Origin of the sequence: Candidatus Methylacidiphilum fumarolicum (assembly GCF_949774925.1) — a bacterium.
Classification (GTDB): domain Bacteria; phylum Verrucomicrobiota; class Verrucomicrobiia; order Methylacidiphilales; family Methylacidiphilaceae; genus Methylacidiphilum; species Methylacidiphilum fumarolicum.
In genome coordinates, this window is the sequence record NZ_OX458932.1 from 2,370,879 (window position 1) to 2,382,752 (window position 11,874).

Annotated in this window: 10 protein-coding genes; 3 read left to right on the forward strand and 7 right to left on the reverse strand. The window is 37.7% G+C overall.

Features of this window, described 5'->3' with window-relative positions; all coding sequences use genetic code 11:
- The first annotated feature begins 330 nt into the window (after positions 1 to 330).
- The 3 genes from QOL44_RS10710 to QOL44_RS10720 all read left to right on the forward strand — a co-directional run bounded on the left by QOL44_RS10710 (position 331) and on the right by QOL44_RS10720 (position 2,627).
- Complete coding sequence (locus tag QOL44_RS10710; RefSeq protein WP_208526915.1) at positions 331 to 894, forward strand: hypothetical protein; 564 nt, start codon at positions 331 to 333, stop codon at positions 892 to 894.
- Positions 891 to 1,394 (forward strand): hypothetical protein, encoded by a 504-nt coding sequence (locus QOL44_RS10715; protein WP_009061729.1) that lies wholly within the window; start codon positions 891 to 893, stop codon positions 1,392 to 1,394. The genes QOL44_RS10710 and QOL44_RS10715 overlap by 4 nt, the downstream gene beginning before the upstream one ends.
- Before the next feature lie 75 nt (positions 1,395 to 1,469).
- Complete coding sequence (locus QOL44_RS10720; protein WP_009061731.1) at positions 1,470 to 2,627, forward strand: VIT1/CCC1 transporter family protein; 1,158 nt, start codon at positions 1,470 to 1,472, stop codon at positions 2,625 to 2,627.
- A gap of 374 nt (positions 2,628 to 3,001) precedes the next feature.
- Here QOL44_RS10720 and QOL44_RS10725 read toward each other — a convergent pair whose 3' ends face one another.
- From QOL44_RS10725 to QOL44_RS10755, 7 genes are all read right to left on the reverse strand, one after another.
- Complete coding sequence (locus tag QOL44_RS10725; RefSeq protein WP_009061734.1) at positions 3,002 to 3,733, reverse strand: Mpv17/PMP22 family protein; 732 nt, start codon at positions 3,731 to 3,733, stop codon at positions 3,002 to 3,004.
- A gap of 19 nt (positions 3,734 to 3,752) precedes the next feature.
- The gene (locus QOL44_RS10730) at positions 3,753 to 5,249 is read right to left on the reverse strand and encodes an aldehyde dehydrogenase family protein (RefSeq protein ID WP_009061736.1); all 1,497 of its coding nucleotides are present in this window, start codon (positions 5,247 to 5,249) and stop codon (positions 3,753 to 3,755) included.
- A 26-nt stretch (positions 5,250 to 5,275) separates the two neighbouring features.
- Positions 5,276 to 6,121, reverse strand: coding sequence for a hypothetical protein (locus QOL44_RS10735; RefSeq protein WP_009061738.1), 846 nt, complete (start codon positions 6,119 to 6,121; stop codon positions 5,276 to 5,278).
- Position 6,122: 1 nt separating this feature from the next.
- The gene (locus QOL44_RS10740; RefSeq protein WP_009061739.1) at positions 6,123 to 7,208 is read right to left on the reverse strand and encodes a DegT/DnrJ/EryC1/StrS family aminotransferase; all 1,086 of its coding nucleotides are present in this window, start codon (positions 7,206 to 7,208) and stop codon (positions 6,123 to 6,125) included.
- 1,610 nt (positions 7,209 to 8,818) lie between these two features.
- Positions 8,819 to 9,682 (reverse strand): FAD/NAD(P)-binding protein, encoded by an 864-nt coding sequence (locus QOL44_RS10745; protein ID WP_009061747.1) that lies wholly within the window; start codon positions 9,680 to 9,682, stop codon positions 8,819 to 8,821.
- Positions 9,679 to 10,824: a sulfite reductase subunit A gene (locus tag QOL44_RS10750; RefSeq protein WP_009061749.1), complete on the reverse strand. Its 1,146-nt coding sequence runs from the start codon at positions 10,822 to 10,824 to the stop codon at positions 9,679 to 9,681. The genes QOL44_RS10745 and QOL44_RS10750 overlap by 4 nt, the downstream gene beginning before the upstream one ends.
- 20 nt (positions 10,825 to 10,844) lie before the next feature.
- Entirely contained in the window at positions 10,845 to 11,870 is a 1,026-nt protein-coding gene (locus QOL44_RS10755; RefSeq protein ID WP_009061751.1) for a dihydroorotate dehydrogenase-like protein, read from the reverse strand.
- Positions 11,871 to 11,874: the final 4 nt, after the last annotated feature.

The following is an 11,874-nucleotide window of genomic DNA, read 5'->3' on the forward strand; positions in this document are numbered from 1 at the left end:
TCTTGGTCCATAATGTTGAGATTTTCTAGAAAATTATCTAAGATTACATCAATGTCTTCCTTCCATCCAAAGCCTAAGGCCACCCCCACTCCCTAAGACCTTTGCTATCATACTCTAGCAAAGTAGTCAAGCGTTCACATTGGATGGTAGAAACCAGAAGAAAACTCCCCTTTTTCACTAAGGCTCCAAGGCTTCAATATAAATAGCTAGGAAAAAAAGAAAAACTTTTGTATTTCTTATTTTTTTATTGTGTTTTACAAACCTGTGGCTATGGGAAAGAAAAGCTTCTATAATATCCTATTGTTTCTTTTTTTGTCTTATAATGTTTCTATGAATGAAGGGAGTTATCCCAGTATCACAGCTCTACATGGAGAGGCTCTTCTTCCATCCTTCGATGATTTGTATTTAAAAAGTAGCGGAGGAAACAAAAAAAATGAAACGCTGAGTTCCAGAATCTATTTAATAACCTTGAATTCTGTCGGAATGGATACGGGCAGTTTCCCTGGTGGAGGAATATATTCTAGTGCTGCTGCTGTTAGTAAAATTTTAAGCCAAGCATTGGAAATTCCCCTAAAAATCCCTTATATAGCCGACTTATATGATTGGCTTAAAGCTCATGCAATATTGATAAAAAAACCATCCGAACTGATTTCTGGAGATATCATTATTTCTCCTTCTTCCAGGGATGTCCAAGGGCATGTGGGAATTATAGGAGAGAGGATTTCAGAGAGACCTGATTTTGCTATCTATTCGAATTCTCTCGATAGCTGCTTGTTTTTGAAGAATTGGACGCTTTCAAGATGGAGAGAATACTTTGAAAAAGATCTCAAGTTAAATGTTTATTATTTCCGGCTTCTCAAACCACTGCCTCAATCTACTTCCAACGGGTCATGAAATACCTCATTTCTCTTTTTTTTCTTTTCTTTCTTGTGCATAATTCCCTTTCAGGGAAAGAAACACCCATACTGCTGCCCAACATCACACCAAGACTTGCAAAATTCCTTGAAAGTCTTCCTCAAAATGCTCAAAATGAAATCACAAGTTCATTCAAGGAAACTCTTTCTTATGACCTCATAGGCGATAAAAAAGTTGAAGCCGAGCCTTCTAAACGGATTATTGAAATTGATGAGGCCACCGAAGCAGGCCATGGGGTTCTAGTTTTTGAATTGACTCCATCGGGCAGCCGTTTTTTATTTCTTAATGACCTGCCCTATAAGATTCCTCTCCCGAACTTATCGCAAGCAGAACAGCTTACTATCGCTCTGATTTTCGCTGAGCATGAAAAAGCAATTTTTGTGGATAGGAATTGGGGAAGAATGTGGTTTGATCCTCCTTCAGCCATGACCGACATTCAAAAAGAAGCCTACAAAAAGTTGGGGTTGATACAGGACTAAAAATGATTGAATGTTTTTGCGGAGTGAATAGGTAGTTTTTTCCCTTCTTCTTTTTATCCTTAATTTATTTTCCTTATGAATTTGAAACGCAATGAACTTGTCAAGATTTTGCATCAGAACTGGCTAAATGAAAAGAAAACGGCAAGAGCCTATAGAGATATTGCAGAGATAGAAAAAAATCCCCACAAAAAAGAAATTCTCTTAAAACTCGCTGAAACTGAAGAAAAACATGCTCTTAAATGGGAGCAAGAACTCAAAACATTGGGCCAAAGTTGCGAAGAAACGGATTCAAAATTCAAAAGAATTATTGAAAAGTGGTTAAATCAAAATCTGGGTATCTGGAATGTAGTGAGAAGAATGGAAAATGCCGAAGCAAAAGATGAACTGAGATATTTGAAACAAAAAGAATTGTTTAAAGGATCGGCTAAGCTAGAACAGACACTTGCAGAATTAGCAAAAGATGAAAAGGATCATGTCTCCATTTTACATAATCTCATCAAAAAGAGTCCTGCCCCAGAAAACAAGATAGACACCATTTTGACTAGAGAAAAATGGCATGGTAAAGGGGGGAACTGGATAACCGACTCCATTTATGGCATCAATGACGGATTAGGAGCTGTTTTCGGAATAGTTTCTGGTGTAGCTGGAGCTACAGAAAACCAAACCCATTACATACTCATATCTGGGCTTGCTGGAATGATTGCCTCATCTTTGTCTATGGGGGCTGGAGCTTATCTAGCTGCCAAAAGCCAGAAGGAAGTATATGAAGCGGAGATTGCTAGGGAAAAAAGAGAAATTGAAGAAAATCCGCAAGAAGAAATAGAAGAAATGGCGCTTTTTTATCAACTACAAGGCTTTAACGAAGAAGAGTCAAAATGGATCGCAGAAAAGCTGTATCAAAAGCCAGAACACTTTCTTTCGGCGATGGTTAGCTCTGAGCTTGGTCTTTCGCAAGCTACCTTTCCAAAGCCCTGGAATGCCTGTCTATCGGCCGCTATTTCGACGGTTCTTGGCGCTTTTATCCCTTTGGTTCCTTTTTTCTTTCTATCAGGAATGTACGCCATTTCCTTTTCTTTTTTTATAAGCCTAGTAGCCCACTTTCTTGTCGGCGCCGCAAAAACTCTTGTTACAGCAAGAAATTGGTTCTTTAGTGGTCTAGAAATGACAGTAGTGGGTGTAATCGAAGCAGTTGTCACTTATTCTCTTGGACTTCTTTTCCGACTTCCTTCCTAGTGGTTAGAAAGCCTTAATTTTCAGCTATATTCAAAAAGGGTTCAATAGTTTGATAAGAAATAACTAGTCTATTTTTGCATAAAAAAGAGAAACAAATCCACAATGCCTTCCCTTATTACTTTTTTCCCTTATTTTGCTTCCATCCTTCTTTAAAAAGCCAATCGGATACATTATTTTTAAATAAATGACAGGGCAGATCGTATTCTCGTTCTTCATTTGTCCTAATCGTAAGAGAGTATCCCCTCAACCTTTTTTCTAAATGGCATTCCACAAAACATAATTTAAAAAAGAAAATTAGCTTTCCATGGAGAGTTCTATCGATCTTTTTGCCAGGATTCTTTTATCCACAACTGGTAACTTACCCAATGAGAAGATCATCTATTGTTCTTGCTCTTTTTCTTTTCTAACAGGCAACTGACTATGAGAGACCAGACAATATAACAACACATTGCAAAGGGAAGCTGCAAAGCCAAAGGCATCGCAAAAAGAAACGTAGTAGCGGGGACCCAAATGATCCAATTAGAAAGAAGCAACGAAGTTCCTTCTTTCGTATATATCAATGGATTCCAACACTTCCAAAATGGGAAAAACTGGTATCTAGCTTCTTTCCACTTGAAAAGAGCCATAATAAAAGGAAGCCAAAAGAAAGGAGTATAAAGGAAATTGTCTACAAAAACCTTGCAGATAATCCCATGAAATGAAGGTTCTTCACCAAAAAGCAAGCTAACAGCTTTAAAGACATAATTTGAAAAGAAAATACTTAATCCAAAAATAAAAGCCTTGTAAACCGAGGACTCAAGATGGTCATACCGGACTTTGCCTTTATCCCAGATTATCACATGTAACAATACTGCTAATGGTCCGCAGCAGATCGCATTCACACTGACTGTAAACCAAATCCCTTTTTCTCTGTTTAAACGTTCTAAATTCTCCAGTAATTCCTTAACTTTCCACCCCTGATAATAACCAATCGTAAGAAATGCAACAAAGACGCCAATAATTAACGCTGGTAGAAGATTTTCTTTAAAGACCTCTTTAATTTCCCCTTTCTTCTGAGAACACCAATCTGAAAGAAAAGAATGAGTGTTTCCCTTACTGAAGGCCATATCCACTAAGATTTTTCGCTTAAAGCTGCACGCAGACTGATTTTGTTTGGAGATAATTTTCCAAAACTTCATGTCCCATTTCTCTACCCCAGCCTGATTGTTTGTACCCTCCAAAAGGAAGAGCTGGATCATCAACATTATAGCAGTTGATCCACACTGTCCCCGCTTTGATTTTTGCAGCAAGCCGATGAGCCTTGGAAATGTCCTTTGTCCATATCCCTGCAGCCAAGCCATAAATAGTCTCGTTAGCCATTTTAATCAAATCTTCTTCCTTTTCAGAATCAAAAGGTACTGCGCAGACAACTGGACCAAAAATCTCTTCTTGATAAACTTTCATTTGCGCATGGACATTAGTCAGCAGAGTCGGAGCAAAAAAATAGCCTTTTTCTCCAACTCTAACTCCTCCACAGCCTACATTCGCTCCTTGGCGAATGCCCGACTGCACATATGAAGATACCCTTTGGAGCTGTTGGGCAGAGATTAAAGGACCAATCTGACTGTTAGGATCAAATCCAGGACCTACCCTTAGCTCCTTGGCCTGTTGGGTTATGGCTTTTGTAAATTCCTCATAGATTTTCTTTTCAATGAAAAGTCGGCTCCCAGCACAACAGTTTTGACCACTGTTTATAAAAGCCGCATTTGCCGCTTCGCCAATCGCTTTATCCAATTCTGCATCGGCAAAGACTATGTTGGGGGATTTGCCTCCAAGCTCTAAGGTTAGTTTTTTTAAGTTCCCAACCGCTGCTCTAACGATGCTTTTGCCTACTTCTGTAGAGCCCGTAAAGGCCACCTTATCAATGCCGCAATGGTTGGCAATTGCCGCCCCAGCAGTTTCACCAAATCCAGGAAGAATGTTCACAACTCCTTCTGGAAATCCCGCTTCCACAATCAACTCTCCAAGCCTAAGGGCCGTAAGGGGTGTTTGTTCTGCTGGCTTAAGAATTATCGTACAGCCCGTTGCCAAAGCTGGAGCCAGCTTCCAGGTGGCCATGAGAAGGGGATAATTCCATGGAATGATTTGTCCCACTACACCAATGGGTTCTTTTAAGATATAGGCTAAATAACGATATGGACTAGCCAAAGAAAAAGGGATGGTGTTCCCTTCAATCTTCGTAGCCCAGCCAGCCATATAGCGGAACAATTCAATCGAAGCGGGAACATCCGAGCTTTGGGCTGCACGAAGAGGCTTGCCGTTGTCTAAGGATTCAATCTGAGCAAGCTCTTCGGCATGCTTTTCCATCAGGTCGGCAAGCTTCATCATGAGCTTAGAACGCTCGGCTGGAGACATCCTTGACCATGCCCCATGTTCATAAGCCTGTCTAGCAGCATCGACAGCACGGTCCACGTCTTCTTTTCTTGCCTCATAAATTAAAGCAAGAGGTTGTTCAGTTGCTGGATCATATGACGGAAATGTATTTCCAGATAATGATTCCACCCATTTGCCATCAATCAACATTTTTTTTGGAGAAGCTGTCAAAAATGATTCGACTTCAGGCAATACTTTTCTATCATTCATTTTTACCTCCAGATCGTTTATTTATATTATAATATCTCGTTTATTTTTAGTATAACCTCATTGGCCTTCTTGTAGTTACTGAGTAATAGTTTCCCTTGTTTATCTATACGGTCGTGATGATGAATAATATAAGGATCGATTTCATCAGGATTATAATAAGGATGTATTGGATATGCTGTTTGGAAATTCATCGAGATAGGCAAAGGTTCTATAGGTATTTTTGTTTTTTGAAGCATAAGAGAAAAAGCTATTTCATCTGTATAATAAGATTGCTTTTCAATCGTTTTAAGTTTTGGATATACTCTAATTAAATCATTAATACAGTTAGCCCATTCTTTTCTTATAATGTCAACATATATTTTAGGAATAATCATAACACCAACATTATAATGCGGATATGTTAATTTATCGTGTGATTCCGTATTATATGTTTTTGATGGCATTTCTAAATTAAAATATTTAAACAACTGCATATAGTCTTCTAAAGAAAAAAGAGAAAGATAATCATGATAATCTATTTTTGCAAGAACATGACTCGATGATATATATGATGAAAAATCTCTCGCTATCACTATATCATTGTCTAAAACAATAAGATAGTCATATTTTTTTTGTATTTCGAATATTCTCAGATTATTTGTGTGTGGGTATTGGGTATTAAACGGTTTGATTATCTCAACTTCTACGTCCATTTCTTGAAATGCTTTTTGATATTCAGGTCGAATCGAATTAACAAAACAAACCACTGCTGCGGATTTCGCAAGGCATCCGCCAAAACGCCGTAAGCTTTTAAAAAGTATTTTACATTTTATATAATGCTCCTCGTTATTTTCCGCAACGCAAGCTATTAACACATTTGTATTTGTTTTCATTTTATCCTCTTAAAGCATTAATCACAATTTCACTGATTAAATCTACCGTCGACACTGAAAGGTTATTATACATTGGCAGGCAGAGAATTCTTTCTGCTATATACTCACTTACTGGGCAAAATGTTCTTTTTTTCAAAAAGGAAAGCTGATTAAGAGAAGGATAAAAATAACGTTTAGGAAATATCCCCATTTTTTGGCATTGAGATACTGTCCATTCCAAAACATCTTTTTCAGGAAATATTACTGGATAATAGGAATAATTATATTGAGTTCCTTCTGCAATCTTCTGTTTTTTAATCGGTAATCCTTCTAGATTTTTATCATACCTCTCAGAGATTCTTTTCCTTTCATTTATAATGTCTTTTACATGAAACAGATTGCATAATCCCATCGCTGCGTGTAATTCTGAGTTTTTTGCGTTTATTCCTAAACCACAAATCGCATATTCATCGGCAAAGCCAAAATTCCTCATCATGCGCAGTTTTCTTTCAATTTCTTTCGACCTCACAACCAATGCTCCCCCTTCAACAGTATGAAATAATTTTGTAGCATGAAAACTAATAGTAGCGATGTCGCCATAAGCAAATATAGACCTATTATCATAATAAGTACCGAAAGCTTGAGCTCCATCATAAATGATTTTTAATCTATATTTTTTCCCAATCTCTTCTATTTTCTGCACATCACATGGATTACCAAATATATGAGGAACCAGAATAGCGCTAGTTCTGTCTGTAATCGCTTCTTCGATTAAGGAAGTATTGATGTTTAATGTATCAGAAAAAATATCAACCATTTGTGGCTCACATCCTTCCCATAAAATAGCTGACGTCGTAGCGATAAAACTAAAAGGAGAAGTAATAACTTCTCCTTTTATGTTTAAAATCTTAAGTGCAAGTTGTAAGGCGATTGTTCCATTGGAAACATATACAATATAATCTAAATTAAGATATTCTTTCAATCTCGCCTCAAATTCTCTTACCATTGGTCCATTGTTGGTCAACCATTCTTTCTCCCATATAAGCTTTAGATAAGATAAATAGCGCTCTAAGGGTGGTAAAAAAGGTTTACTCACTGTAATATTCATATGTATCACGTTATTAAAAATGTAGTTAGTTCTTTTTTATGAAAAAAATAAAAAATACATTAAAAATCTTTTATACTTTATAGCTATATGTAATAATATTTTACATATATGTTAAAATAATTTACACACATATCGTTTTTACAATATATTATGACCTATTCTATTGATAGTAACATAGAATACTAAAAAAGGTTATCATACAGCTAAAACTATGAATATTTTTTAATAATTTATTAATGTGATATTCATAATCATATTTCTTCCTAGATTGCTTAATGGAAATTTCGATGTAAGAAATCAAATGATGGCAAATTGAATTTTGGGGGAACAACATTATAGTGCCTATTTGAAAAAAAACGGAATGGCGGAGAGTTGGATCAAAGATAAAAAATTAAAAGAGAGGGTAGAATTTAGAGCCATATATCTGTAGTACTGACTAGTTAGTCTTGAAGAAAGAGAAGACAAAAAACATGGAACAGTCAGAAAAGAATTGGTACTTTATTATTGCGACCGAAGCTAGATCACGGTGGCTAGTCTCCACGCTACTATTACACAGGAGCCTTCCCTAGCGCTGATACATGATGCACTTGGGAAACTCCACATGCTTTGTATCCCCAGTATTCCCATTTGGGCTCATGAGACAATGGTTGCATATAATACTCCGACTGGACCTGCCACGCTTCTCCCCAGTAATGCATACGATGTGGTCTTTTTGTGACTTATATTGTAAGCTAATAAGTATCCTTGCCCTTTCCCCGCCAGCTCATGCGCTGGCTGTGGTAAGGCATGTATGACTTCTTCTCATCACCCTCTGGGTTACCGAAAAAACGACTGTATGTCCCTTCTTTACAATGTTCGATGATGTGCCATCTCCTCTTGTTGCACAAGCCACACAGATGACGCTCGTGACGCAGCATGAGCTTGGCTCTGATCCCTCCAATTACCACCACCATTACAGGAAATTATGTATGTATAGCGGATTTCCCGGCCCCTCCCCCAACCTTATAGGTCCTTTGGGTCAATGAGGAGGGAATCTATAAACTTGTCTATCTTTTTGTCTCTTTCGCAAAGCGAATATTTCTTCAAAGAGATTATCCATTTTTGATTTAGGAACAGCAATTAGAATCCGATGATTCCTACATTTAAAAACAACTGGATCTGAAAGCTTTTGAATAGGAATGAAAACTTTCCGCTCTTTTCTATAGTGAAAGTAAACTAGCTAATTCTCAAAAGTTTTAATCACGTTAGCATACCTTATAAGCCACTTATTCCAACCCATTGACAAAATATCTTGCTGTTATAGTCCTTTATCAAAGGTTTGCTTCTGATATGGACATAGATTTTAATTCAACATTCTTTCAAAACCACTACCGATTTAAATATTATATCAAAAATAAAACAACAGAGCTTTGGTTAGAGCAGAGGGGAAAAACTGTAAGACCTTTTTTTATTCACAGCCTTTTAAGCCTAGTACTCACTTTTTGTAGGCGTTGCATAAAGTTTGTTCTTTAGTGGTATAGAGAGGAAAGTAGTGTGGGTGTATGTGTGATCGAAGCAGCTGCCACTTATTCTTTTGGACTTTTTTTCCAATTTCCTCCATAGTGATTGGTTTAAATTTCGGCTATATGCAAAAACGGTTCAATAGTTTGATAAGAAAAAACCGGTCCATTTTTGCATAAAAACAGAGGGCCAAATTGACAATGTCCACAAGACCCAATAGCACATTGCATATTTCTTTCCATTGAAAAATAAATGTTCTCCTTAGCTATTCCATATTTTAAGAGGGTATAAGCACAAAAACGCATCATTGGCTCAGGACCGCACACAAAAACTATGGTGGAAGGAGGGCTGAATTGTGCATGAGAAATAAGATTAAGTACATTGCCAATATGACCGTTCCAGGTTCTAGCTGTTGCCAGTTCCACTGCAATTTTTACCGAAATATCTTTTCCATTAGAAAGAGTCTCTAGTTTATCCTTATAAAGGATGTCCTGTGGGGTCCTTACTCCATACAAAAGAGAAATCCTTCCATAACAAGATCGATTTTGAACAAAAAAAGGAATTGTTGACCAAAGAGGAGGAAGACCAATTCCTCCAGCGATAAGAAGGATATCCTTGGTCGATGCTTCTTGGATTGGCCAGCCATTGCCAAAAGGGCCACGAACGCCTAATATATCCCCTTCTTTTGCATGCTCAATTACTCGAGTAACACTGCCAACAGAACGGACCGTCAAAAGATATTTTTCTTGATCTCCTCCATTATCTGCAATCGAAAGAGCCACCTCGCCCACCCCAAAAACATAGACCATTAAAAATTGTCCAGGATTAAAAGTGCATTCGTTTTTTTCTAGTGGTGCAATCCAAAGACTAACAATTCGAGTACATTCAACAACCTTCTTTTCGATTATGAAAGCCTTAGGAAGAAGAATAGAATCAGTAGGTTCGACAACAGATTGGCATTCCTTTGCTTTCATTGGGAAACGTCTTCTTTTGATTGCACTCTTAAAGCCGCAACCTCTTCCGTAATATCAATTCCAACAGGACACCAGGTTATACAACGGCCGCAGCCTACACATCCAGACATTCCAAACTGATCAATCCAACTTGCCAGCTTATGACTTAACCATTGCCTATACCTTGATCTTATCGATGATCGAACACTTCCTGAAGGCAGATGGCTAAACTCCATGTTATAACAAAAATCCCATCTTTTCCATCTTTCCGCTTTTTGATCAGTTAAAGATATTGAATCTTCCACAGTCCAACAAAAACATGTAGGACAAACCAATGTACAGGTTGAGCAAGCAATGCATCTACTGGCAACATCATCCCAGCGGGGATGCTCCCAATTGCTATAAAATAGTTCTTTTATTCCCTTCGTATCCATTACTTTTGTCATTTGAGCCTTGGCATTGTCAATAACACGAGCAGCAAAGAGAAGCTCTTCTTCTTTTACATCTCTTAAAGGCAAAGAGCTGATAAGCTTTTCGCCTCTAGAGCTTCCAATTTCAATAAGGAAAAAGTGCTGTTGTCTATCGACACATTCTGTCAAAGCCAAATCAAATCTTTCTTCTGCTTTAGGCCCTGTTCCCATAGACAGACAAAAGCAACAACTTGAAGACTGTCCACATTGAACTACAATGACAAATGCCTCTTCTCTTCTTCTCACATAAGCCTTGTCTCGAGAACTTCCTTCAGAGAATATCTTGTCTTGAATCAAAGCAGCATGAAGATCACATGCCCTTACTCCTAAAAAGGCATATTTCTGTATTTGCGGATTTTCCTCGACAAAAGTAAGACGTCCCGCTTTTTTATCAACAGTAAAGAGGCGTTGTCTTGGAGGAAATAAATATTTTTTCATGCTCTGAAAGCCGACATTATAACCAAAAAGAGCTTCATCTGGTCGTCTTTTGAGTTGGTATTTCCCCGCCTCTTGAATATCTGTCCATCCAATGGGAAGATCAGTTTCAGATTGAATTTCTCCATAGCTAATCGCAGTCTCGCTCAACACAGGTCCAATGATGGTATATCCTTCTTGGTGCAATGCATCGATGAGCTTACCAAAATCTTGCCTTTGCAGTATCTTCTTTTTCTCTAAAAACATAGGATCAGGCATTTCTGTTTAGTCTAGGTTGTCTACTTTTTTTCTAAACCAGATATAGAAGGGCTCGGATAAACAGACAGAGCATAAACATATTGGGCTCTTTCATAGCTAGAAGGATCCGGACAATTTTTCTGACTCAAAATTCCCCTGATTGACTCCACTGAGTAGTATCCTTTTTTTTCCATCCATTCAATGATCCCATTTTTAATTGTTTTCAAATAGTCTATGCCATGAAAAAGAAGTGCTGAGCAAAGTTGAACAGTTGTAGCACCTGAAAGAATGGCTTTCAAAGCGTCACTGGCAGACAATACCCCACCTGTTGCCGAAAAATCCAGCTTAATTCTATCGTATAAGATTCCTATCCAAGTAATCCTCAAAAGAAGCTCACTTTCGGTACTGAGGGTAATTCTAGGTTCCACGTTCAAGTTTTCTAAATCAATATCTGGCTGGAAAAAACGGTTAAAAAGGACTAGTCCATTGATTCCTATTTTTGCAAGCTCTGTAGAAAAGGATAAAAAATTAGTAAAATAAGGACTTAATTTGACTGCAATCGGTATCTTTATAGATTGGCGACAGGATCTAATGATCTCTAAATATTTTTGTTCCAAATCAGAAGAACTCATAGTGGGATCACAAGGGATAGAATAAATATTGAGTTCTAGAGCATCAGCTCCTGCTTGCTCAAGGAGCTTAGAAAACTTAATCCATTGCCCTGGACTTTGAGCATTTAAACTGGCAATTACAGGAATAGCAACCGTTTCTTTGACCCGCCTTAAATGATCAAGATAGTATTCAGGTCCTATTCTTAATCCAGGGATTTCAGGAACATAGCTTAAGGCTTCAGCAAAAGATTCGCTCCCTACTGTTAATGACCTTTCCAAATGGAGGGCCTCTTTTTCAATATCTTCTTCAAAAAGGGAATAGAGCACGATGGCTCCTGCTCCGATTTCTTCTAAAGCCTTGACTGTATCCAATGATTTGCTCAGTGGAGAAGCCGAAGGAATAAGAGGAGATGACAATTTCAATCCCAAATAGGTTGTTTCCAAACTCACACTCATTCTT

Bases quoted from the DNA above. Each gene is read 5' to 3' on its own strand.
- QOL44_RS10710 (WP_208526915.1), top strand. From the start codon at position 331: ATGAATGAAGGGAGTTATCCCAGTATCACAGCTCTACATGGAGAGGCT.
- QOL44_RS10715 (WP_009061729.1), top strand. From the start codon at position 891: ATGAAATACCTCATTTCTCTTTTTTTTCTTTTCTTTCTTGTGCATAAT.
- QOL44_RS10720 (WP_009061731.1), top strand. From the start codon at position 1,470: ATGAATTTGAAACGCAATGAACTTGTCAAGATTTTGCATCAGAACTGG.
- QOL44_RS10725 (WP_009061734.1), bottom strand. From the start codon at position 3,733: ATGGCCTTCAGTAAGGGAAACACTCATTCTTTTCTTTCAGATTGGTGT.
- QOL44_RS10730 (WP_009061736.1), bottom strand. From the start codon at position 5,249: ATGAATGATAGAAAAGTATTGCCTGAAGTCGAATCATTTTTGACAGCT.
- QOL44_RS10735 (WP_009061738.1), bottom strand. From the start codon at position 6,121: ATGAAAACAAATACAAATGTGTTAATAGCTTGCGTTGCGGAAAATAAC.
- QOL44_RS10740 (WP_009061739.1), bottom strand. From the start codon at position 7,208: ATGAATATTACAGTGAGTAAACCTTTTTTACCACCCTTAGAGCGCTAT.
- QOL44_RS10745 (WP_009061747.1), bottom strand. From the start codon at position 9,682: ATGAAAGCAAAGGAATGCCAATCTGTTGTCGAACCTACTGATTCTATT.
- QOL44_RS10750 (WP_009061749.1), bottom strand. From the start codon at position 10,824: ATGCCTGATCCTATGTTTTTAGAGAAAAAGAAGATACTGCAAAGGCAA.
- QOL44_RS10755 (WP_009061751.1), bottom strand. From the start codon at position 11,870: ATGAGTGTGAGTTTGGAAACAACCTATTTGGGATTGAAATTGTCATCT.